The 21,100-nt window shown below is 65.7% G+C and carries 22 protein-coding genes and 1 pseudogene; 17 read left to right on the top strand and 6 right to left on the bottom strand.

Annotation, left to right across the window (positions count from 1 at the left end; all coding sequences use genetic code 11):
• Positions 1 to 60 precede the first annotated feature (60 nt).
• The 6 genes from ACFWUP_RS02425 to ACFWUP_RS02400 all read left to right on the top strand — a co-directional run bounded on the left by ACFWUP_RS02425 (position 61) and on the right by ACFWUP_RS02400 (position 5,217).
• The gene (locus ACFWUP_RS02425) at positions 61 to 1,275 is read left to right on the top strand and encodes an MFS transporter (protein ID WP_379229959.1); all 1,215 of its coding nucleotides are present in this window, start codon (positions 61 to 63) and stop codon (positions 1,273 to 1,275) included.
• Positions 1,276 to 1,313: 38 nt separating this feature from the next.
• Complete coding sequence (locus tag ACFWUP_RS02420) at positions 1,314 to 2,276, top strand: alpha/beta hydrolase (RefSeq protein ID WP_379229957.1); 963 nt, start codon at positions 1,314 to 1,316, stop codon at positions 2,274 to 2,276.
• Positions 2,257 to 2,439 (top strand): alpha/beta hydrolase, encoded by a 183-nt coding sequence (locus ACFWUP_RS02415; RefSeq protein WP_379229955.1) that lies wholly within the window; start codon positions 2,257 to 2,259, stop codon positions 2,437 to 2,439. The genes ACFWUP_RS02420 and ACFWUP_RS02415 overlap by 20 nt, the downstream gene beginning before the upstream one ends.
• A 27-nt stretch (positions 2,440 to 2,466) precedes the next feature.
• Complete coding sequence (locus ACFWUP_RS02410) at positions 2,467 to 2,946, top strand: cyclophilin-like fold protein (protein WP_379229953.1); 480 nt, start codon at positions 2,467 to 2,469, stop codon at positions 2,944 to 2,946.
• Positions 2,947 to 2,995: 49 nt separating this feature from the next.
• Positions 2,996 to 4,282 carry an MFS transporter gene (locus ACFWUP_RS02405; protein ID WP_379229951.1) on the top strand — a complete coding sequence of 429 codons (1,287 nt, stop codon included), beginning with the start codon at positions 2,996 to 2,998 and terminating at the stop codon, positions 4,280 to 4,282.
• A 119-nt stretch (positions 4,283 to 4,401) separates the two neighbouring features.
• Positions 4,402 to 5,217: a cyclase family protein gene (locus ACFWUP_RS02400; RefSeq protein ID WP_379229949.1), complete on the top strand. Its 816-nt coding sequence runs from the start codon at positions 4,402 to 4,404 to the stop codon at positions 5,215 to 5,217.
• A 6-nt stretch (positions 5,218 to 5,223) separates the two neighbouring features.
• Here the strand turns inward: ACFWUP_RS02400 and ACFWUP_RS02395 are convergent, their stop codons facing one another.
• Positions 5,224 to 6,780 carry an FAD-binding oxidoreductase gene (locus ACFWUP_RS02395; RefSeq protein ID WP_379229947.1) on the bottom strand — a complete coding sequence of 519 codons (1,557 nt, stop codon included), beginning with the start codon at positions 6,778 to 6,780 and terminating at the stop codon, positions 5,224 to 5,226.
• Positions 6,781 to 6,954: 174 nt separating this feature from the next.
• Here ACFWUP_RS02395 and ACFWUP_RS02390 point away from each other — a divergent pair, with 174 nt between their 5' ends.
• The gene (locus tag ACFWUP_RS02390) at positions 6,955 to 7,305 is read left to right on the top strand and encodes a hypothetical protein (RefSeq protein WP_379229946.1); all 351 of its coding nucleotides are present in this window, start codon (positions 6,955 to 6,957) and stop codon (positions 7,303 to 7,305) included.
• 6 nt (positions 7,306 to 7,311) lie between these two features.
• On the opposite strand, the gene ACFWUP_RS02385 is transcribed toward ACFWUP_RS02390, so the two are convergent.
• A complete protein-coding gene (locus tag ACFWUP_RS02385; RefSeq protein ID WP_379230928.1) occupies positions 7,312 to 8,103 on the bottom strand; it encodes a GTP pyrophosphokinase family protein in 792 nt (263 codons plus the stop codon).
• A gap of 253 nt (positions 8,104 to 8,356) precedes the next feature.
• Here ACFWUP_RS02385 and ACFWUP_RS02380 point away from each other — a divergent pair, with 253 nt between their 5' ends.
• Positions 8,357 to 10,417, top strand: a complete 2,061-nt coding sequence (locus ACFWUP_RS02380) for an AMP-binding protein (RefSeq protein WP_379229944.1) — start codon at positions 8,357 to 8,359, stop codon at positions 10,415 to 10,417.
• A gap of 94 nt (positions 10,418 to 10,511) precedes the next feature.
• Here ACFWUP_RS02380 and ACFWUP_RS02375 read toward each other — a convergent pair whose 3' ends face one another.
• Positions 10,512 to 11,066, bottom strand: a complete 555-nt coding sequence (locus ACFWUP_RS02375; protein ID WP_379229942.1) for a hypothetical protein — start codon at positions 11,064 to 11,066, stop codon at positions 10,512 to 10,514.
• Between the two features lie 111 nt (positions 11,067 to 11,177).
• On the opposite strand from ACFWUP_RS02375, the gene ACFWUP_RS02370 reads away from it, so the two are divergent.
• The 8 genes and pseudogenes from ACFWUP_RS02370 to ACFWUP_RS02335 all read left to right on the top strand — a co-directional run.
• Positions 11,178 to 11,498, top strand: a complete 321-nt coding sequence (locus tag ACFWUP_RS02370; protein ID WP_379229940.1) for a hypothetical protein — start codon at positions 11,178 to 11,180, stop codon at positions 11,496 to 11,498.
• A 167-nt stretch (positions 11,499 to 11,665) separates the two neighbouring features.
• Positions 11,666 to 13,366 carry an alpha/beta hydrolase gene (locus tag ACFWUP_RS02365; protein WP_379229939.1) on the top strand — a complete coding sequence of 567 codons (1,701 nt, stop codon included), beginning with the start codon at positions 11,666 to 11,668 and terminating at the stop codon, positions 13,364 to 13,366.
• A complete protein-coding gene (locus tag ACFWUP_RS02360; protein WP_379229937.1) occupies positions 13,363 to 14,529 on the top strand; it encodes an LppA family lipoprotein in 1,167 nt (388 codons plus the stop codon). Before ACFWUP_RS02365 ends, ACFWUP_RS02360 begins: the two co-directional genes overlap by 4 nt.
• A gap of 61 nt (positions 14,530 to 14,590) precedes the next feature.
• Entirely contained in the window at positions 14,591 to 14,956 is a 366-nt protein-coding gene (locus ACFWUP_RS02355; protein ID WP_379229935.1) for a hypothetical protein, read from the top strand.
• Positions 14,953 to 15,597 (top strand): DUF3558 domain-containing protein, encoded by a 645-nt coding sequence (locus tag ACFWUP_RS02350; RefSeq protein ID WP_379229934.1) that lies wholly within the window; start codon positions 14,953 to 14,955, stop codon positions 15,595 to 15,597. The genes ACFWUP_RS02355 and ACFWUP_RS02350 overlap by 4 nt, the downstream gene beginning before the upstream one ends.
• A 52-nt stretch (positions 15,598 to 15,649) precedes the next feature.
• The gene (locus ACFWUP_RS02345; RefSeq protein ID WP_379229932.1) at positions 15,650 to 16,972 is read left to right on the top strand and encodes a hypothetical protein; all 1,323 of its coding nucleotides are present in this window, start codon (positions 15,650 to 15,652) and stop codon (positions 16,970 to 16,972) included.
• On the top strand, positions 16,972 to 17,691 hold the full coding sequence (locus ACFWUP_RS02340; protein ID WP_379229930.1) for an ESX secretion-associated protein EspG: 720 nt from the start codon (positions 16,972 to 16,974) through the stop codon (positions 17,689 to 17,691). The genes ACFWUP_RS02345 and ACFWUP_RS02340 overlap by 1 nt, the downstream gene beginning before the upstream one ends.
• Before the next feature lie 154 nt (positions 17,692 to 17,845).
• Positions 17,846 to 18,101, top strand: a pseudogene (locus ACFWUP_RS02335) (N-6 DNA methylase); the annotation flags it as partial.
• Here the strand turns inward: ACFWUP_RS02335 and ACFWUP_RS02330 are convergent.
• The 3 genes from ACFWUP_RS02330 to ACFWUP_RS02320 all read right to left on the bottom strand — a co-directional run bounded on the left by ACFWUP_RS02330 (position 18,017) and on the right by ACFWUP_RS02320 (position 20,433).
• On the bottom strand, positions 18,017 to 18,280 hold the full coding sequence (locus tag ACFWUP_RS02330; RefSeq protein WP_379230972.1) for a hypothetical protein: 264 nt from the start codon (positions 18,278 to 18,280) through the stop codon (positions 18,017 to 18,019). The pseudogene ACFWUP_RS02335 and the gene ACFWUP_RS02330 sit on opposite strands and share 85 nt — an antisense overlap.
• Positions 18,281 to 18,435: 155 nt before the next feature.
• Entirely contained in the window at positions 18,436 to 19,491 is a 1,056-nt protein-coding gene (locus tag ACFWUP_RS02325) for an alpha/beta fold hydrolase (RefSeq protein ID WP_379229929.1), read from the bottom strand.
• A 144-nt stretch (positions 19,492 to 19,635) separates the two neighbouring features.
• Positions 19,636 to 20,433: an SAM-dependent methyltransferase gene (locus ACFWUP_RS02320; RefSeq protein WP_379229927.1), complete on the bottom strand. Its 798-nt coding sequence runs from the start codon at positions 20,431 to 20,433 to the stop codon at positions 19,636 to 19,638.
• A gap of 171 nt (positions 20,434 to 20,604) precedes the next feature.
• On the opposite strand from ACFWUP_RS02320, the gene ACFWUP_RS02315 reads away from it, so the two are divergent.
• Positions 20,605 to 20,928 carry a hypothetical protein gene (locus ACFWUP_RS02315; RefSeq protein ID WP_379229925.1) on the top strand — a complete coding sequence of 108 codons (324 nt, stop codon included), beginning with the start codon at positions 20,605 to 20,607 and terminating at the stop codon, positions 20,926 to 20,928.
• Positions 20,929 to 21,100: the final 172 nt, after the last annotated feature.

Below are 21,100 nucleotides of genomic sequence, written 5' to 3'. Positions count from 1 at the left end.
CATCGCGGTGACGGCGTTGCATGGATATCGAGCGAACAGGCAACGACGAAAGAGGCGACAGTGACGGCAAGCTCGGCGACCCGGCTGCCCCGGGTGGTGTATGTGCTCGGGGCCGGGATCTTCCTCATGGGCACCACCGAATTCATGATCGCGGGCCTGCTGCCCGAGGTCGCCGGTGACCTCGGGGTCGATATCGGGCGAGCCGGGTTGCTGGTCACCGCGTTCGCGGTCGGGATGATCATCGGGCCGCCGGTGATGGCGTTGGCGACGGTCCGGCTGCCTGCCAAGGCGACGCTGATCGGTGCGCTGGCGGTGTTCGCGCTCGGTCACGCCGTGGCCGCGGTGAGTGACTCGTTCGCGGTCGTGACGGCCTCGCGGGTCGTCACGGCGTTGGCCACCGGCACGTTCTGGGCGGTCGGCGCGGTGATGGCCACGAAGGTCGCGGGGCCGGGGGCCGGGGCGCGGGCGTTGGCGGTGATGTCGGGTGGGTTGAGCCTGGCGGTTGTCGCCGGTGTCCCGTTGGGGACCTTCGCCGGTCAGCTCACCGGGTGGCGTGGCACGTTCTGGATGTTGGCTGTGCTCGCGGTGGTGATGATCGTGGCGGTGTCGCGGCTGGCGCCCGACGAGCCCACCGCGCAGGTCTCGCCGCACACGGAACTGTCGGCCGAGGTGGCTGCGGTAAAACCGTGGCGGGTGTGGGTGGTGCTGGGCGTGATCACCTTGGCGCAGGCGGGGTTCCTCGGCGCGTACAGCTACATCAGCCCGCTGCTCACCGACCGGGCGGGCATCCCGTCCGCGCTGGTCCCGCTGGTGCTGGTCGGCTTCGGGATCGGCGCGCTCGGCGGCACCGCGCTCGGCGGGCGGCTCGGCGACCGGTACCCACTGCTCGTCATCGCTGTCGCGATCACGGCCACCGCCACATTGCTGGCAGTACTGGCGGCCACTGCGTCGCATTCGCTGATCGTCGTCACGGTGGTCGTGCTGCTCGGCGGCGCCGGACTCGGCGCCAACCCGGTGCTCATCGCCCAGACCATGCGGCACGCCGCCCCCGGTTCGACGTTGGCTTCCTCGCTGGCCACAGCCGCGTTCAACCTCGGCACCGCCGGGGGTTCGGCACTGGCCGCGACCACCCTGACCACCTCACTCGGACTGGTCGGCCCAGCGGTACTCGGCGCCGCACTGACCGCGTCCGCGCTGATCCCCCTTGCCGTGCTGGCGGCAACCACCGTCGCACGAACGGCGTCGTCGACGCCCGAACTCACCCCCACTCGCTGATGGCGAATCCCCACACCTCGACAACCAGGAGAACGATCATGCGAACCGACACCACCCGAAACCGGCTGCGCCACATCACCGGAGCCGGAGTCACCGCACTCGCGGTGCTGGCCGCCACCGCGTGCACCGCCACCGAGCGCACCGGCACGAACGCGGGCCCGGCGATCACACCGGTCGCCGATCTGGCATCCGGTGACACCTCCCGCGGCGCGGCCAACTTCTACACCAGCGACCGGGTCACCACGGAACCGGTGAAGTTCGAAAACCAGTATCAGATGGAGGTTTCGGGCAACCTGTTCGTCCCGAAGGATCTCGACCGAAACGCCAAGGCCCCGGCCATGGTCGTGGGCCACCCGATGGGCGCGGTGAAGGAGCAGAGCGCCAACCTCTACGCGACGAAAATGGCCGAACAGGGATTCGTCACCCTGTCGCTGGACCTGCCGTTCTGGGGCGGCAGCGAGGGCGAACCCCGCAACGCCGTCGCCCCCGACATGTACGCCGAAGGCTTCAGCGCCGGTGTCGATTTCCTGCGCACCCAGTCCTTCGTCGACCGCGAGCGCATCGGCGCGCTCGGTATCTGCGGCAGCGGCAGCTTCGTGATCAGTGCCGCCAAGATCGATCCCCGGATCAAGGCGGTAGCCACGGTCAGCATGTACGACATGGGCGCCGCAGCCCGCAACGGACTCAACCACTCGGTCACCCTCGACCAGCGCAAAGCCATGATCGATGCCGCCGCGGCCCAGCGCGATATCGAATTCACCGGCGGGCCAACCGAATACACGGGCGGAACCGTCCACGAACTCACCGCCGACTCCACCCCGACCGAGCGCGAGTTCTACGACTTCTACCGCACCCAGCGCGGTGCGTTCACCCCACAAGGTTCGTCGCCGGAGCTGACCACCCACCCCACGCTCTCGAGCAACGTGAAGTTCCTGAACTTCTACCCGTTCAACGACATCGAGACCATCTCCCCCGCGGCCGATGCTGTTCGTCACCGGTGAGACCGCGCACTCGCGTGAGTTCAGCGAAGACGCCTTCGCCCGGGCCGGTGCGGCCAAGGAACTGGTGATCGTGCCCGGTGCCGGCCACGTCGACCTCTACGACCGCACCGACCTGATCCCCTTCGACAAACTCACCACCTTCTTCCACACCAACCTGGGGTAACCCCAGCACCGGAAAGGAGCCACGATCATGCGTGGAATTGTCATTGCGGCACTGCTGTGCCTGGGTGCGGTTGCCTGCTCGGCGGACCAGGACAGGCCGCCCCCACCCGGCTCCGGAACGCCGACCACATCGGCCGACGAACACCGCGTCGGCACCCCGATCCGTCTCGTGATCGGTGAGCAGACGCTCACCGCGACCGTGTGGGAGACACCGACCGGTGCCGCGCTGCTCGACCAGTTGCCGCTGACGCTCACCTTCGCCGACCTCAACGGGGTCGAGAAGGTCGCGCCGCTGCCGCGACGCCTCACGATGGACCAGATGCCCGCAGGCGCCGACGCCGAAATCGGCGATCTCGGCTACTACGCGCCGACCGGCGACCTCGTTCTCTACTACGGCGAGGTCGGCTTCTGGAACGGCATCGCGCGCATCGGCCGCATCGACGGTGACCTGTCGATCATCGCCGACCGTTCCGAAGACTTCGTCGGGGTCGTCGAACGTACCGAATAGGTCCGGACCGTACCCGGCGTCGGGACAGACTCTCTGCGACGATGGGCCCATGAGTACCACCGCCCGACCGGGTGTGATCACGGCTGGCACGTTGGTTCTGTTGTCGTCGCTGTACTTCGCGCAGGGGCTGCCGTTCGGTTTCTTCACTCAGGCGTTGCCGGTGGTGCTGCGGGAATCGGGGTTCTCGCTGGTGGCGATCAGTGCCTCGGGGGTGCTGTTTCTGCCGTGGGCATTGAAGTTCCTCTGGGCGCCCTATGTCGATCGGTACGGCACTCGGCGGACCTGGCTGCTGGTGTTGCAGTTGCTGTCGGCTGCGGTGGCGATGGTGTTGGCCTGTCTGGATCTATCGGCTTCGCTGCGGTGGTTGTTCGTCGGCATCGTGGTCGTGAATCTGCTGTCGGCGACGCAGGATGTGGCCACCGACGGGTTGGCCGTGCGCATGTTGGGGGCGCGTGAGCGGGGGCTGGGGAACGGGATTCAGGTCGGTGCCTATCGGGTCGGGATGATCGTCGGTGGTGGAGCGCTGCTGTGGTTGTATGCGCTGGCCGGGTGGCGGGCGTTGTTCCTGGCCATGGCGGTGTTGATCGTGGCGACCACGATGCCGGTGTGGTTGATGCGGGAGCCGGTCGCGGACCGGTTGCCGCGACCGAAGCCCGCGCGGCTGCTCGGGGCCTGGTGGATCAGACTGCGGCGACCCGGGATTCTCGCCTTCATCGGGTTGATCGCGGCGTTCAAATTCGGGGACTCGATGGCTGCGGCGTTGACCGGTCCCTTTCTGTCCGACGCCGGACTCGACCTCGGCGAGATCGCGCTGATCAAAGGCGTGCTGTCCTCGGCGGGCGCGCTGGCGGGTGCGGCTCTGGGTGGCTGGATTGCCTACCGGTTCGGTCGCCGGAAGGCGCTGCTGATCGGCGGACTCACCCAGACGGCGAGCATCGCGCTGTACCTGTTCGCCTCGCTCGGCATCGGTGGTTTCGAACTGCTCGTCGCCGCGAGCCTGGCCGAGCACGTCTTCGGCGGTGCCGCTACCGTCGCCGTCTTCGCGCTCATGATGGACGCGTCCGAACCCGACCACGCGGGCAGCGACTACACCCTCATGGCCTGCGCCATCGTCGTCGTCCAGGGTGTGGCGGGCATGGTCGCGGGACTCGTCGGCGATGTGGCCGGTTACCCCGCCATCTTCATCACGGGGCTGGTTCTCTCCGGACTCGGCTGTGGCGCAATGGTTCTCGGCCTCGAGCGGGGTCTCGGGCCTGCGAACCTGTACTCCGGCGACCCGCAGGACGGCGGCTCAGGTGTCGTCGGACAGCACCGCGGCAAGGAATTCGCCGAGTAATCAGCGGTGATGGGTGTCCACGCCTGGGCCGCGGCGATCGGACGCGTCTGGGTACCGACACCGGGTTCGTCGGCCGCAATCAGGCGCCGGACCCGGTTCCCTCGGCTATCTTGAGTCCGATGTGTTCGCCCGAGATCGTTCGTTTCGCCCGAGAGCGCGCCCCGCAGCCGAGTCGGCGGGCGATGCTCGGCCTCGCCGGGCTCACCGCACTGGCCGCGGTGGCTCCCGCGCCCGCTGTCGCCGCGCCGCGCCGCGGCGTCGTCGACCTCACCCACACGCTCACCCCGCACCTGCCGGTGTGGCCGGGTAATCCGCCGATGGTGATGGTGCCGGTGGCCTGGCACGCGACGGGTGGGTTCGGGCAGTTCGCGCTCGGATACTGGGAGCACACCGGCACCCACATCGACGCGCCTGCCCATCGGATTCCCGGTGGCGCCACCACCGAGGCCCTCGCCGTCGACGACCTCGTCGCGCCGCTGGTCGTCATCGACATCAGCGCCAAGGCCGCCGTCGACGCCGACGCGGTGGTGACCGTGGCTGATATCGACAACTGGCGCTCGCAGCACGGGGACATCCCCGAACGTGCTTTCGTCGCGATGTATTCGGGGTGGGAGCGGCGCATCGCCCAACCGTCGACTTTCCTCAATCTCGACGAACGAGGAACGCCGCACGCGCCGGGATTCGCCGCCGAAGCCGCGCAATACCTTGTCGCCCAATGCGGGATCGTCGGAGCCGGTGTCGACACGCTCAGCCTCGATTGCGGCGCCGACCCCGAATACGGTGCGCACACAGCCCTTCTCGGTGCGGGCCGCTACGGCGTGGAGATGCTCGCCAACCTCGCCGCGGTACCGGCGGCCGGTGCGACGATCATCGTCGGGGCACCGAAACACGCAGGCGGTACGGGCGGGCCGTGTCGGGTGCTTGCCCTCACCTGAGCGGCATCACCAATCCGGTCGGCCGATCGAAAGCCGGTGCTGGAAAACATTTCTCGGATCGGCGGCGGCTTTGACTCGAAGCAGTCGCTGATAGTTGTCGCCGTAATAGAAGGCGTGCCACGGCAGCCCGGAAGTATTCCACGCGGCGTCGGCCAGATCAGGGTCCGGATAGTTGATATAGCTGCCGCCGTAGACCTCGTTCGGGACCGGAACGCCGCCGGTCGAAGCATGGACATCGCGGTACATCTCGCGCGCCCAGCGCACATACCGATCGTCGTCGAAAGGCAGTCGCCACGAGGCGTGGATCAGCATCTTCATGAACGAATCCCGTGCGGGCATGGCCGTCGCGTCCGCGGCGACGGCATTGATCGCGCCGCCGAACGGCAGGAACTCGAGCTGGGATTCGCCGAGGAAACCGAGATCGGTGATGTAGCGGTAGAAGATTCGGAGTTGGTCGGGGGAGTAGGCCTTGCGCAGGTACGCGGCTTTCACCTTCACGCGGGTGGTGTTCACGCCGTTCGCGTAATACACCTGGTTCACGGTGTCCAGGTAGGACAGCTGGGTGACCGGGGTGAGGAACGGCGGCGGGAACACACCTTCGCTCACGGTGGCGACGAACTCGTCGAAACGTGCTCGCGCGTCCGGTGTTTCGGCATCGAACAGGATCAGCATCTCGGCCGCGCCGGTGCCGGTGGTCCTGATCATCAGCGGCGCGTAGAGACCGGCGAACTCGTCGCCGGGCGCACTGTGACGTTCGAAGAACCCGAGATAGTTGCCGAGCAATCGGACGAACGAGTCCTCGGTGGTGACGGGCAGGATCAGGCGCGCGTTCAGCATGTCGGCAGGCGGTTTCGGCAGTGCGCGTGCGGGATCGGCGCCGTCGGAGTCGGGCGACCGGAGCAGGTACCGGGTCACCACACCGAAATTGCCGCCGCCACCACCGGTATGTGCCCACCAAAGGTCATGGTGGGGACCATCTTTGGTCGCGACCACGATATTCGCGGACCCATCGGCATCGACGGTGACGACTTCCACCCCGACCAGATGATCGGCTACGAGGCCGAATCGCCGTGACAACGGACCGTAACCACCACCGCAGACATGCCCGCCCATCCCGACGCCGAGGCAGATGCCGCCCGGCACCGTCACACCCCAGCGGTGCAGGGCGTTGTACACGGTGCCGATGTCGGCGCCGGCGTCGACCGAGAAGGCCCGATGATGTTCGTCCCAGAACACCGCGTTCAACCGGCCGAGGTCGATGATCGACCGGGTCTGCGCGTTGTCGACGAAATCGTCGAAGCAGTGCCCGCCCGAGCGTGCCGCGATCCGCGAGTCCTCGCCCACCGCCCCGGCCACCGCGCGACGCACCTCGTCGGCGCTGGTCGGCACATAGATCCTCGCCGGTTGCGCCACGAACCGCCGGTTGTATCCGCGCGAGGCCAGCGACTCGAAATCACCCGCACCGACCACACGCTCCTCGGCGCGCACCGGGGGCATTCCGAGCGCGGCCACCGCCCCGCCCACTACGGCCGCGGTGATCAACTTCCGACGTGAGAGCGGCACCGGATTCCTTTCCCGTCACGCGGTTCGCGATGAACCTGGTCGGACACTAGCGGAATCGCCGGTGCGCGGACGGCAGAAATGCGGAGGGGCCGAACTCTTCGGCGGGTGGGCATGGCGTGAATCCTGTGCTCTGATGGAGGCAGGATCACCGCCCACCAACGGGAGGTACGACCATTGCCTGACAACGTCGCGAAGACCGAGGACCAGGCTTTTCGCCTGGTCGTGCGCTATGGCCTGTCGGTGATCGTGGTGGCCGCGGTGGTGTGCGCGATCGCCACCGTCTGGGCGGCGAACAGGAGCGCCTGCGCGAGCGCCGACACCCGACTGTGCGACGACCCGGCCAAGATCGCGGTCCTGTTCGGTCCCGGCCTGATCCTGCTCGCCGGGGGAATCGGCGCGTTCGTGCACACCTATCAGCGCTGGCGCGACGGCCGGAGCTGGCGGGCGTGGCAGGGCGCGGGCTGGTTCCTGTTCATCCTGATGACCGCCTATCTGGCGATCGGCGCCGGTTCGTTCACGAACTGAACCGGGTCAGGCCGGCGGATCTGCCGGGCGCAGGTAGACGGGGTGACCGCCGGTGAGGCTGTTGTACAACATGCTGAGGTCGAGCGAATCCGTGGACGGTTTCGGCTTCGGTTCACCGCTGCGGTCGACCTGACGGTGCAGGGCTTCCATCTTCTCGTCGAGTTGCGTGGCGACCTCGGCGGCCTGGGCGAGATCGGCCCGCAGATTCGGGGGCACCTCGCCGCGGTACTTGTAGTAGATCTTGTGTTCGAGGCTGGCCCAGAAATCCATCGCGATCGTGCGGATCTGGATCTCGACCGGAATCAGCTCGGTGCGGTCGGAGCGGAACACCGGGATCGACACGATCAAGTGCATCGACTGGTAGCCGTTGGGCTTGCGATGGGTGATGTAGTCGCGTTCCTCGAGGACCGTGATGTCCTCCTGACCGGCCAGCATGTCGCGGATCGTGCCGATATCGGAGATGAAGCTGCACACCACCCGCACCCCGGCGATGTCCAGGACGTTGTCCCGGATAGCCCCCAGGTTCATCGCGTAGTTCTTCCGACGAACCTTCTCGAGCACACTTTCGGGCGACTTGAGCCGCGACCCCACGTGCTCGATGGGGTTGTACTCGTGGGTGTTGTTGAAGTCCTCACGCAAGATATTGATCTTGGTCGTCACTTCGTCGATCGCGAACTTGTAGCCGAGCATGAAGTCGACGAACTGCTCCCTGAGCATTCGCAGGTCATCGATGCCGACGCCGTCCCCGTCGCGGAGCGGGCCGTCACCGGGGCTGGGGTCGCGCTGCCACTGTTTCATCGGTTTCCATTGTGCCGTTCTTCCGGCGAACACCTCGACCAGTGCGTTCGGCGTCACGTTGGCAACTGTCACAGCTATCGGTGGTTCGGTTCGTACGGCCGACAGAATCGGAAGATTTTTCATTTGCCCACGGGCCGACCGGCCGAAGATGGGTTCTGGTGCAGTGCCTGACGACGGGCACCGTCACGGCACGGGGGCCGAGGCGAGCAGGCACTACCCGGCAGTGTGGCCGGGCTGAGGAAAGCGCACAGCAATGCCGAGTGATGTCGTCGATGTGTCCGTGGAATTCTCCGTCCCGCGCCGGGCGCTGTGGGATGTGTTGCTCGAACCGCAGAGTTATCCGCGGTTGTGGGCCGGAATCGGGGGCTGCGATCGGCTCCTGAATCCCGACGGGAGCACCGTGTGGGAGATCAGAATCGGTGACCGGGCGGTCGGCATCCGACGGACCGGGCTGGCGCTGACCATCGGCCGGTGGTACGAGAGTTTCGAACTGCACAATCCCGAATCGGGGAGTTTCGCGCTGATCCGGCTCACCGGCGACGAGCAGCGCACGAGGGTGAGCGTGACCGTGTTCGCGGCGCCGCGCCTGCACCCGAAGCTGGCGGGCGTGACGAACGCGGTGATCATCGGATGGGTCAAGGACGGACTTCGCCACGCGGCCGACGTGGTGGCGGGCGCGCGCACCTCGGTGGTGGCCAATGGCAATCGGGCGCCGATCCGGCGCAAGTCCGAAATCGTGCGCTGGTGGGTGCACTCGGGTCAGGTGGCGCCGCCGCTCACCTCGGCGAGGCAGCTGCGTTCGCTGTACCGCTGGGGTTTCAATCTCGCCGGCGGATACGCCGCCGGTGCCGCGCACAGCCCGGACCAGGTCGCCCTGATCGACGACGAGAGCACCGCCTCCTTCGCCGAAACCGACAAGCGGACCACCGCGTTGGCGGGGGCGATGTACGAGATCGGGCTGCGCGCCGGTGACGCGGTGGGCCTGCTGGCCGGAAACCATTGCGGCATGGTCGAATCCATGGTGGCGGCGGGCAAGCTCGGGGTCGATGTCGCGCTGCTGAACTCGGGGCTCTCGGCGCGGCGGATCGAGGATGTCGTGCAGCGGCACCGGCTGTCGGCGTTGTTCGTCGACGCCGATCTGGCGCATCTCGTGCAGTACCTGCACACGGATCTGCCGCGCTTCTTCACCGACGACGCGCCCGCCGACCCCTCGCGGATCACCATCGAAGACCTCATCGCGATCCGCCACACCAAGTTCCCCGTCCCCACCTCGCCCGGACGGCAGATCGTGCTCACCTCGGGCACGAGCGGCACGCCGAAGGGGGCGCGGCGTCCGCACCCGAAGGGTTTCGACACGCTGGTCGCGCTGCTGTCGCAGATCCCGATCCACGCGGGCAGCACCATGATGATCCCGGCGCCGCTGTTCCACACCTGGGGGCTGTCGGCACTGCAACTGAGCACCGCGGTGCGCGCCACGGTGGTGCTGACCCAGGGCTTCGACGCCGAGGAATGCCTGCGCCGCATCGCCGAGCACGGGGTGCACACCCTCATCGCGGTCCCCACGATGGTGCAGCGACTGGTCGACCTGCCCGACCACGTGCGAAACCAGTACGACCTGAGCACCCTGCGGCACGTGATCAGCTGCGGCGCGCCTCTGGCGGCGGTCACCGTCGACCGTTTCCTCGACGACTACGGCGACGTCCTCTACAACCTCTACGGTTCCACCGAGGTCTCCTGGGCCAGCGTCGCAAGCCCCGACGACCTGCGCGCCGCCCCGACCACGGCAGGCCGCCCGCCGCTGGGCACCAAGATCGCCATCCTCGACGCCGACCACAAAGCCGTCCCGATCGGCGTGGTCGGCCGGATCTTCGTCGGCAACCACATGCTCTTCGACGGCTACGTCAGCGACGCCCCGCCGGACGAATCCGACGGCATGATGGACACCGGCGACCTCGGCTACCTCGACGCCGCGGGCAGGCTGTTCGTGGCAGGCCGCGACGACGAGATGATCATCTCCGGCGGCGAGAACGTCTTCCCACGCCCCGTGGAAGAAGCCCTGGCCTACCTCCCACAGGTCACCGACGTCGCGGTGGTCGGCGTCCCTGACCGCGAATTCGGCCAGCGGCTGGCGGCGTTCCTCGTGAAGAACGAAGGCTCAGGCCTCGACCCGGAAATGGTGCGCACCTACGTCCGAAACCGCCTCAGCCGCTTCTCGGTTCCCCGCGACGTCACCTTCCTCAACGCACTCCCACGCGGCGAAACCGGCAAGGTGTTGAAGCGACTGCTGGTCGACCCGGAAGGGCTGGCGGGCTGAGTTGAAGGCGCACCGAGGCCAGCTTCAGGCTGCAGCAGCAGGATGAAAAAGGCTCAGTGAATGGTTCCGAACCACGCGTCACCTCGATCTTGTTCTAGTCGTACTCGAGCCAGGATTCCCGCTGGAAGTACTCGTCGTCGGCATCATCGTCTTCTTGCGTCGGTGCGCGCCCGGTCGAGGCCGCTGGTGCTGTCGGTGCCGACACCCAGCCGGGATGCTGCTGCTCGGGCGCGTACGGCTGAGACGGCGTCGGCGGCTGATGCTGCGACGCGGGCGGCTGATATGGCGGTAGCGACTGGGTTTGCTGTGCCGGGAATGATTGTTGCTGTGGCAGCGGCTGGTCGAGTGCGTCGGCGTAGCGTTCCCGCTGAGCGCGCAGGCGTGGATCGGCGTCGAGTTCGGCTATTGCCGCGTTGACTACTTGGCGGGACTCTGCGAGCGCTGCGGCATGAAGGCGGACGATCGCGGCGACGAGAGTGTCAGGGTCGAGGCGACGACCAGCCTCGGTGAGGTGAATCGCCTCCAAGGCTCCGTCGGCGCTGACCTGCACCGATGCGACTCCACCGGCCATCGATGCTGATGCGGGCCGAGTGAGACCGGCGTGAAGTTGCTCGGTGTTGGCGTGGAGTGGATCTAGTGCGCCGGTCATGATGTTGCTCCCCTATCGATCACCCTGGCGGTGCCCGCGGAGTCTATAGTGGCCGGGACCGATCGCGTTGGGGAGCGTCGCAGGTGTCGTAACCCTTGGGGAGGGAAACCAGTGAGTCCAACACCGAGTGCTGAAACGTTCGATCTCGACCCGGACGCGGTACGCGCGCTCGCGGCGGGAATGGGCACCGCCGGCCAAGAAATTCAAGTCATCGGCAAGGGCGGTGCGCTCGCCGACGGCGTCTTCGAGTGCATGCCCAACGGGGACACGCCAGCGGCATATCAGGTCGCGTCACGTCGCGCGGACAAAGCGATGAGTGCGGTGGGGACCGCGCTGGCGGAGCTGAGTGGCAAGACCGTCGCTGCCGTGATCACGTTCCAGCAGCAGGACCAGGCGTTCGCCGGCGCGCTGCAAGGGGCCGGTGAGCGGTGAGTCAGCATCTGACGGTCCCGCTGGTCGAGTCGTGGAAACCGGTCGCGTTCGGCGCCCAGGCTGTCGAGTTCACTCGGCAGGCCAACGAGCTACGCACCGCGATCGACACCCAATATCGTGCGGTCGACGCCTCCCGCGACACGTTCCGTCGCGAAACCGGTGACGCGATGCGCGCCCGTTACGACGAGGTCCACAGGAAGGCGTTGATCATCATCGACGCCCTCGAACGTGGTCGCGATGCCGCGACTACGGCGCAAACGTCGATCGGGGCGGCGCGGGATCTGTTGGTGGCGAAGAAGACCGACGCGATCGGCAAGGGTTTCGAGGTCCGCGACGACGGGACCTGCGTTGTCGGTGAGACGGCCAAGCAACGGCTTTACTCGTCGATCGCTAGCTCGACGACCGACACGAGGCAGGTTGCCGTCAAGTACAACGTCGGCATGGCCGTGTTGGACGTGTCGGCCAAGGCCCACACCAAGTGGGTCAAAGATGCTCTGACCGGCGCGGTCAACGCCGATACCGCGGCGAAAACGGCGATCGAAGCCGCGTTCGATAGGGTACCGACGCCGGATTCGTTCGGCAATGCGAGCACGCCGCAGACTGGCACCCCCCAACCACCGAAAGATGGTACGCCGCAAGCGAATCGGGCGTGGTGGGACTCGCTGACCACCGCGCAGCAGGACGACATTCTGAAGAACTCGCCAGGTTCGATCGGCAATCTCAATGGGCTACCGGCTCCGGTGACCGATGCGGCGAACCGGTTGATGATCGGTCCCGAAATGACCCGACTCCAAAATGACCAGAAGAGGTATCAAACGGAACTGGACGCGGCCCTAACCCAGGCTGCATCAACCGGCGGCTCGACGGGCATCCACGAAGCGCAGACCAACCTGGATCGGACCAATCAGAAACTCAGAGATCTCGAGGCGGTCAAGACCGCGATCGGGGACAGTCCTGGCTCCTCGAATCCGCCGCGCTATCTGATGGCACTCGATATGCAATCCGGCAGACAAGGCCGCGCCGCCGTCGCCGTCGGCAATCCTGATACGGCCGACCATATTTCGGTCACCACGCCCGGGCTGGGATCGAATCTGGAATCCACGCTTATTGGCGGCGACCCGAAGAACCCGAACGGCGGCATGATGGGCGAAGCCCAGCAACAGATCGCATCCGCCCAATCTCAGCTCATCGGAGCCGGTCGACCGAACGAGCAAGTAGCCTCCGTGGCCTGGTTCGGGTTCGATCCGCCGCAAGGCGGTCTGTGGCCGGTGACCAAGATCGAGGGCGACACCGTCAATGTTGCCTCGGAAGGTCGAGCCCAGGAAGCAGCGCAGCCGTTGTCGTCGTTCTTCACCGGTCTAGACGTTGCGAGCGAGAAGAACGATCCACATATCACCGCACTGGGCCACTCCTACGGCTCCCTCGCCACCAGCCACGCGCTTCAGGAACAATCCGGTGTCGTCGATGACGTGGTCTTCTATGGATCGCCCGGTCTCGGCGCGGACGTACCCGGTATGGCGGGCCTGAGCGGCGTCGGCTCCCCGGTTACGAACCTGGGGTTCAACGACGCCGTCGAAAACGCAGGGGATCTCGGCTTGAAGGATGGCCATGTCTACGAGATGACCGAACAGGACGAGATCGTCGGAAACCTGGATTCGTTCGGCCGCAGCCCGAATTCGATGCCGTGGGTTACTCATCTGAGCACCGATCCCGTCACGATCAATGGCACGGAGTACACCGGCGGTAGCGGTCATTCCGACTATGCCCGAAACGGCGACAACAACCAGCTGCATCGGTCCGGTTATAACCTTGCCGCGATCGTCGCCGGGCTGCCCGAGAACGCGTTGAACCCCAAGACGGGTGGGTGAACCGGGTGAAGGGCGAAAAACTGGCGAGCATGGCGCGTTCGGTCGTCTGGCTGATCGTGGGCGGTATCGCAGCATTTCTCGCCCTGAACGCCGTGGTGATTTTTGCGTTCTGGTGGGGTGCCCGCGACAGCGGGCATGACGACGTCAGCCCAGAAGAGTTGGCAGCCGCACAACAACGGCTGCAGGAACGCCCCAGTATGGAGGCCGAGTTCACCTCGATGCGATCCATGACTGTCGAGATCGGGGCGGTTGCCACCGAATTGGTTCGTGGTACCAGCTTCCACTGGTCAGCAAGAGATACCCTCCGCTCCGAATCATGCCTCAACTCGTACCGGCAAACAGGTGGCGAGAGGATCACCCTTGAGGATTACAATTCTGCTGGGCCAGTAGATTTTTCCGATTCGGAATGGCAGCAATTCACACGTCGCGTAGAGGATATCGTGACCCGCGTTGGGGCAGCGCCCACCGACACCCCCACGGGCCCTTCCTCGAAATTTGCCAAGTTCCGCAATTCAGAGGACGGAACCCAAATCTCGTTGAGTAGAGGCCCCGCGGTTTCGATCGAAACGACCGTCGGCTGCCGTCTCCGCGACAAACCGCTCAACAATGCGAATCAGGCGCCTGCTACCGGCCCCGAAGAAACCGCCGCTGCCCAGCAACGACTACTCCAACGCAGCAGCGTCGAACACGAACTCGCCGCGATGCGCTCCGCCGTCGAGGAAATCGGAACCGCCGCTGACGGGTTCCTCCAGACTGAATCATTCGTCTGGGAGAAGGGGATCCCGGACCGGCCGGACGCCTGCAAACAACCTTATGACCAGACCCAGGGCGTAAACGTCAATCTGCCGTCGTACAAGGTCAAAGTCGTTTCACCCTCAACGATTCCCGACAGCGGCTGGCAGCAGGTTGCTGACCGTGCCCTCCAGGTAGCCGCACGCTTCGGTGCGACACCACCGGCGATCAGTGCCGCGCCAGGAAATTACTATCAGCGATTCGTCAACGACGAGGACGGTGCCAGCATTACGGTCCAGAAGGTACCGGGGGAGATCACAATCGGGGCGAGAACCGGGTGCCGTCTTGCTGCACATCCCGCGCCGGGTGGGCATGCCGACTATCCGACACCCATTCCGCCGACGACCAGTCCGACAGCGAGGCCACGATGAGTCAGGACTCCGCAGCCACCGCCGTCCTACCCCCAATTGCCGCATGGATTGGAGTCACCCCGTGACAATCAACGACACCTCACCGGCTGGTCTCTGGCAGGCAGCCGGTGACGGGAGCTTTCGGCTCGAGGCCGACGCAGCACGAGAGTGCGCAGCGCACTTTGGCTGGATCGCAGACGAACTGAGCGAACGGATCGCCGAAATGGAACGTCTGAACGTTCTTTCGGGATTCGGCGGGTTCGATTCGGCGGATCAATTACGCCAGGGTTTCGAGAGCAAGGCGAACCAGGGTTCCGCAGCGTTAGCTAGTGTTAGGCAAGAATGTAGAGAACTCCAAGCGGCGGTGCTTCGGGCAGGCGGGCTACTCGACGAGCAGGACCTCGCCGCCGCTGCCGCACTGACTTCGCAGGGCGGTGAGATGCCGTGAGGTCGGAACGCGCTGCGCTGGCATTCGGCATGGGGCTGTGCCTGATGACCGCGGTTACGGCTTGTGGCGGGGCTGTTACCGACGATCCGGGTGCAACCTCAGCCAGTGAACAGGCCACCACGTCTCCGGCGACGAGTGTGCGGCCAACGCTGACGGCGCCGAAGCTACAGCCGCCGTCACAGGACAACAGGTACACGAGCGCGTCGGGTCGGCCGAAAGTCGTTGTTGATCCATGCACTTGGATCCCGGACGAAACCATCCGCGAATTGAATCTGGACCCAGCGACGCGCAAGCGCGGAAAGGATCTGGTAGCCGAATACACTTTCCTCACTTGTGATTTCACCAGCGCCCCGTCGAATGCGCGTTGGAGTGTTCTGGTGGACTCCGGCAATGTGTCTCTGGACGAAGTCCGCCAGAAGTATGTGGGGCAATTCGAGAACATCGATATTAATGGGCGCGAGGCCGTCAAGACGGCAAAGACTAGAAATGCCTCGTGTGCTGTGGATATGAAAACTGAGGTCGGCTACTTCGGCGTGGACGTTATCCTGAACCACGCGTCCAGCGCTGATACCGAGTCCCCGTGCGATAAGGCGATGGAGCTCGCGCGCGGTCTCGAGCCTGTGATCGGGGCGGGGAACTGAGCATGTCCGAAATGAAGGGCGGGGAACTATGACTACTCCGATTATCCCTGGCGTGACCGGGTTGATAACCACGTTCCAACCGGCTGCATTCGGCGCGGCCACCGGTTCGCAGCGTAAAGCTGCGGGAATCGAGGCGGGTGCGGCCGGTACCGACCCTGCCTATATCCAGATGATGGAAGAGTTTTCGAAAATTTCGCACGCGGATCTCTACGCGAAAGCTCAGCAGATGCAGCCCGGCGTGATGACCCAGTCGGCCGAAGCGTTGAAGGCAATCGGTACCGCGCTCACCGGCAATGTCATCGGGATCACGGGGAAGGTGAACGCGACAATCGCGCGCGGCTGGGAAGGGCAGACCGCACAGGCGATTACGGCTGCTACGCGAGCGATGACGGGTCGACTGACCGAGTTGCAAAATGTCACCCAGAGTGTGGCGTGGCGGGTCGAAGCAGCCGCCTTCGGCGCCGAGGCGGTGAAGGCCCAGATACAGCCTCCTCCGGCGCCGCGGATTCCGCTGATCCCAGGAGCTGAGAGTCCGGCCGTTGCGATCGCATCGGCGAAGGAGCAATCGGATGCGTGGCAGGCCGCGATCTGGACTATGCGCAATAGCTATGTGCCGACGTATGAGCCTGCCGGGCAGGGTGTTCCGGTGTTCCCGACATCGTCGGGCCTGGGCAACAACGACATTCCTGTCGGTACCGGTGGTGCGAGTTCCTCACCATCGAACGGGTCGGCCGACGGTGGAGCCGGTGCGGGCTCGGGGGCCGAAACCGCAACTGCGGCGGATTCTGCCCAGTCGACCGACGCGGGCACCAATTCGAGTGAGTCCGGTTCGGCCGGAAAGGATTCCGGTACCGACGACGGAAGCGGTTCCGGTTCGCAGTCCGAGGACACCGAGACCGCCGCAGCGGGTACAGAACAACCCGGTTCGAGCACACCCGGCACCTCGCAGCCCGGCACCCCGACCGGTTCGGGATCGCCGAGTGCAAGTGGGCCCGGAACCGGAGGTACAGGGGTGCCCGGTACCGGAGCGCCGGGCGGGTCCGGCGCAGCGGTGGGCTCTCCCGGCGCGAAAGCTGTTCCCAGCCCAGGAAACCCGGTGCGAGGCGGGGCGCCGGCAAACGCTGGCGCTGGCGCCTCGACTGGCGGTTCCGGTGCCCGTGCGGCGGCGGGTGCGCATGGTATGCCGGGCATGGGAGCACCGGGTGCCGGACGCCAGCGCGGTAGCGACGACGATGAGCACAAGGGCCGCGCCGAGTTGCTGATGCATCCACGTAACCGGCGCGATCTGATTGGTCCGCCACAGGGAACGGTGCCACCGGTCATCGGTGCCCGGCCCGAGGAACGGTCCGCACGCGAGGATCGGGAGTCGCGATAATGCGATGGGAATTCAGCCCTGACGAATTCCTGTTCGCGTGGAATGAGATCGGCAGTGATCGGATTCCAGCGCCGCTGGTGGTGGTTCCGTCGGTGAACTGGCGCGACGAGTGGGACGAGATCGTGGGCGACCTGCGGGAGCGCCTGCTGGTGCGCGATGATCCTGACTTATCAGCGGTGCTGCGTCTGGCCGCCGATCCTGACACCGCGGTGACGGTGATCGGCACGCGAAACAGTGCTCCGATCCGGTTGTATTGCGGACTGACACATGAGAGTTCAGTTGTGCTCGCCCAGTTGCCGGATTCGGACGAGGAGTTCGGGGGCAACGTGGTCGTACGCACTGGAAGCCCGGCATCGATCGCGGCGTGGGTGTCGCGGTTCGCCGGTGACCAACGTGCCGGTGTCGCACCGCCGATGACGGAATCTGTCGCCGCGCTCACCACACCAGCGCAGGCCGTCGGCCTGGACTACGGTGAGGTGAGCTTGACCGACCGGGTTCACGATCTGCTGGCCGCCGCCCGGTCCGGGCAGGGACATGTTGAGGTCATCCGGGGTCGTCATCGATCCGAGGATGGGCCGGTGCACCGGTATCTGAGCTGGTTCGATGTCGTCGACGACGGCCGGTATGCATATCGATACCAGCACGGTGACCTGATGGTCGAGCCATGCTCGACGGCCCGGTTCGAGAAGGCCGTGTCGCGGATGGTCGGCGTTCGCTAAAAAGCCACCGCGCAAGCGGACAGCGACCACACGGTCCGAAGGAGTCCGCTGGTGGGTGCCTGGCGCGTCCGAGTCGGGCGTCAGGTGCGGTTCCTAGGCGGCGAAATCGGGCGCGCAGCACCTTCGCGGTGGTCGCCGTCGGATGCAGAGCACCCGAGTTGGCTTCCTCCAACACATCATGACCATCCTCGACATCAATGGTCGTGCGGCCGTGGTGCTTCCGGACAATGTGCTGTTCGAAGGTGGGGCGGGCGACACTGCGCCGGAAGCTGCTCAACGACGACTACGACCTCCAACCGATGCTTCGGCTGCCCACCGGGATCTTCTACGCGAACGGCGTGAAGGCCAACGTGCTGTTCTTCGACAAAAAGCCTGCGGTGGAACAGAACTGGACCAAAGGGCTCTGGGTGTAATACCGCTTGTCGAAGGGGATATCGCCGGGGTCGTCCACCGCTTGACATGCGGCGGCCGGACTTTCGAGAACCGCGCGGTCGGCGTGGCCGGGCGCGGCTACCGGCACCGCGAGTAGTAGGGCTGCACAGGACGCGCCGAACAGCGCGGCCAGGCGTTTCGTCAGAGAGGACGCCATGGAAACTCCTTGCGTGCGAATCGAATTGCGATTCGCACGCTACATGGACAGTTATGTTCTCCGATATGGATTCTCGCCGTGGAATATCACAGGGCGCACCTTCGGCCCAGAGGACGAGGCGCTTTTCGTCGCTGACCCCGCGCGGTGACGTCCGGTCAGTGCGTCTGCGACGGAGTGCGCACGCTGCCGAGGAAGTCGGCGATGGTCGCCCAGGTGGTCTCGCGGGCCGTGGGGCCCGCGATGATGCCGAGGTGGCTGCCCGGAACCTCGGTGAAGCGAACCTCGGAGGCATTGATGAGAACCCCGACACCCGCCGCGACCGATGCCGAGGAGGCCAGCGTGTCCTTGGTGCCGCCGATCAACTGCGTCGGCGCGGTGAGGCAGCTCAGATCGATCGCGCGATCAGGGCCCAGATTGACTGTGCCCTTGAACATTTCGTTGCGCAGGATCAGCTGTCGGTAGGCCTGGCGATAGAACCGGCCCGGGTAGCCGGGCATGGTGTCCATGAACCGGTCCACCGATTGCATGCGGGCCAGTGCCTCGGTGTCGGCGATATTGCGGGCGATGTACCAGGGCTTGGTGAGTTCCCGGTCGATCGACTGGATCCGAAAGCCCGCGCGCACACCGTATTTCGGCACACCACCAGCCACGCGCACCGGCCAGGTGACCTCACGGCCCCCGGTGAGCTGCCCGAATCGGCGGGCCAGGGAGATCTGGCCGTTGCGGCGCTGATCGAACGGGGTGCCCACCGCGGTGACCGACCCGATCGGCAGGTCGGCGTGCCCGGCGGCGGTGAGCACGCTGATGGTGCCACCGAACGACCAGCCGATCAGGTCGACAGGGGCGTGCTCGTTGTCGGCGCTGACCGCGCGAATCGCCGTCGGCACGATGTCGTCGACCCACTCCTCGAAACCGAGATCGCGGTCGGCGTAGGTGATCTCGCCGTAGTCGAGCACATAGACCTCACGCCCGAGGTCGAGCAGGAATCGCACCAGGCTCTGGCTCCGACGCATGTCGTAGCAGGAGATCGTCACTGCCAGCGGTGGCACCAGCAGGACAGGCGCGCCCGTCGCGGGAGCCGAGCGCCGGTAGCGCAGCAGCTTGCGGTGCGGTTCGTCGTAGATCGCGTCCGACGGCGTCGGCGCGTACGGCTCGACGCCGTCGCCGAAGAGCGCGACCATGTTGCGCAGCGCAACAGACGGGGGGCTCATGGACATCTCCGGAGGGGTCGCGACAACGGGAGAAACTAGCTGTGACTCCTGGTATCACCATATCTGTTCTCGGCGAGACGGCCGAATCCGCGGATGACCGATCGCTCGGCGGGATCTGTTGTGTGTCCCGCCGAGCGGCGTCGATCAGGGTTTGCGGGCGACGGCGCCGTAGGCCGAGATCGGGCGGACCTCGCCGACCTCGGTGGCCTCGGAGCGCCACTGGGTGATCGAGGTGAAGCCCGGTTCCACCAGTTCCAGGCCGTCGAAGACGCCGCGGATCTGGGCCTGGGGGCGCGGGATGTAGGGGGTGCCGCCGGTGCCGGTGTAGTTCTCGCACAGGGTGACGTAGGCCTGGCTGTCGTCGGTGCCGTCCCACATGATCAGGTAGCTGCCAGAGGGCACCGCGTCGATGACCGTTCCCACGATGCGCAGCAGGTCCTCGTAGGTCCTGGCATGGCCGAGAACGCCCATGAACATCACGGCGATCGGCTCGTTGAAGTTCAGCACGTTGCGGGCGTCGGCGACGATCTGTTCCGGATCGTGGAAGTCGGAGTCGATGTAGGTGGTGACACCTTCGGCGGTGGTGCTGGTCAGAAGTGCGCGCGCGTGGGTGAGGACCAGGGGATCGTTGTCCACGTAGACCACCTTGGCCTCGGGCGTGACGCCCTGGGCCACCTCGTGGGTGTTCTGCATCGTGGGCAGCCCGGTGCCGATGTCGAGGAACTGCTTGATGCCGCGTTCCTTGGCCAGGAAGCGCACGGCCCTGATCAGGAACTGCCGTGACTGCACGGCCATGGTCGAAATGTCCGGGTCGACCGCGAGTCCGGCGTCACCGGCGATCTTGTCGATCTCGTAGTGGTCCTTGCCGCCCATCCAGTAGTTCCAGATCCGGGCGGAATGGGGGATATCGGTCCTGATCACGGGGGTTTGCACGTCAGTCATGAGCCTTGCTCCTCTGCAACTGTGACAGTGGCGCGCCCACCCAGGGTGCAACCACCAGTGGCATAGCATCTGATCCGTTTGCGACAGTACAAGATTCACGCCGAACCGGTCGGCCCAATTCGTGAACCCTGCAGGCTGCTTTCCCCGGCCGAAATCGGGTACTGCCGCTCCATGACAACTCTGCGTAGAAGTGCTGTGGCCGTCGCGATCACCGCGGCCGCGATCGCCGTCCTCGGCACCGGTTGCGACCAGGTGGAGAAGGCGGTCAACAAGGGCGGCGACACCCCGTGTAGCGAATACACCGCCCAGAATTCCGACGACCGGCGGGTCACGGTGACCAAATTCCTCGAGCAGGAGCAAGGCGGCGACGCGAAGCCCGATCCGAACACCGTCGACATGTCCGTCGCCGCCATCGACCTGATGTGTAGCGCGCAAGCCAACCCGGACACCCCCATTCGGGAAGCTGATCTGACGGGTGTCCTCGTGCCCAAGTGACACCCGCGCGCCCGGACGGATATCCCGTCCGGGCGCGGCGTCGGGGGTGATTTCACTGTGCATCACCCATTTCAAGTGTTCACTGCGACAGACACGTTGGACCGGTAGCATCGCTAACGGACCGTAAGAGACAGTCCAGCAAGATGTTTCGTGGTGATCGAGAGGTTTCACA

The organism is Nocardia sp. NPDC058658, assembly GCF_042716665.1.
Taxonomy (GTDB): Bacteria; Actinomycetota; Actinomycetes; order Mycobacteriales; family Mycobacteriaceae; genus Nocardia.
This window is presented reverse-complemented; position numbering and strand designations above follow the sequence as displayed.

Bases quoted from the DNA above. Each gene is read 5' to 3' on its own strand.
- ACFWUP_RS02405 (WP_379229951.1), top strand. From the start codon at position 2,996: ATGAGTACCACCGCCCGACCGGGTGTGATCACGGCTGGCACGTTGGTT.
- ACFWUP_RS02420 (WP_379229957.1), top strand. From the start codon at position 1,314: ATGCGAACCGACACCACCCGAAACCGGCTGCGCCACATCACCGGAGCC.
- ACFWUP_RS02375 (WP_379229942.1), bottom strand. From the start codon at position 11,066: ATGACCGGCGCACTAGATCCACTCCACGCCAACACCGAGCAACTTCAC.
- ACFWUP_RS02340 (WP_379229930.1), top strand. From the start codon at position 16,972: ATGCGATGGGAATTCAGCCCTGACGAATTCCTGTTCGCGTGGAATGAG.
- ACFWUP_RS02325 (WP_379229929.1), bottom strand. From the start codon at position 19,491: ATGAGCCCCCCGTCTGTTGCGCTGCGCAACATGGTCGCGCTCTTCGGC.
- ACFWUP_RS02415 (WP_379229955.1), top strand. From the start codon at position 2,257: ATGCTGTTCGTCACCGGTGAGACCGCGCACTCGCGTGAGTTCAGCGAA.
- ACFWUP_RS02320 (WP_379229927.1), bottom strand. From the start codon at position 20,433: ATGACTGACGTGCAAACCCCCGTGATCAGGACCGATATCCCCCATTCC.
- ACFWUP_RS02365 (WP_379229939.1), top strand. From the start codon at position 11,666: ATGCGCGCCCGTTACGACGAGGTCCACAGGAAGGCGTTGATCATCATC.
- ACFWUP_RS02400 (WP_379229949.1), top strand. From the start codon at position 4,402: ATGTGTTCGCCCGAGATCGTTCGTTTCGCCCGAGAGCGCGCCCCGCAG.
- ACFWUP_RS02315 (WP_379229925.1), top strand. From the start codon at position 20,605: ATGACAACTCTGCGTAGAAGTGCTGTGGCCGTCGCGATCACCGCGGCC.
- ACFWUP_RS02385 (WP_379230928.1), bottom strand. From the start codon at position 8,103: ATGAAACAGTGGCAGCGCGACCCCAGCCCCGGTGACGGCCCGCTCCGC.
- ACFWUP_RS02410 (WP_379229953.1), top strand. From the start codon at position 2,467: ATGCGTGGAATTGTCATTGCGGCACTGCTGTGCCTGGGTGCGGTTGCC.
- ACFWUP_RS02330 (WP_379230972.1), bottom strand. From the start codon at position 18,280: ATGGCGTCCTCTCTGACGAAACGCCTGGCCGCGCTGTTCGGCGCGTCC.
- ACFWUP_RS02380 (WP_379229944.1), top strand. From the start codon at position 8,357: ATGCCGAGTGATGTCGTCGATGTGTCCGTGGAATTCTCCGTCCCGCGC.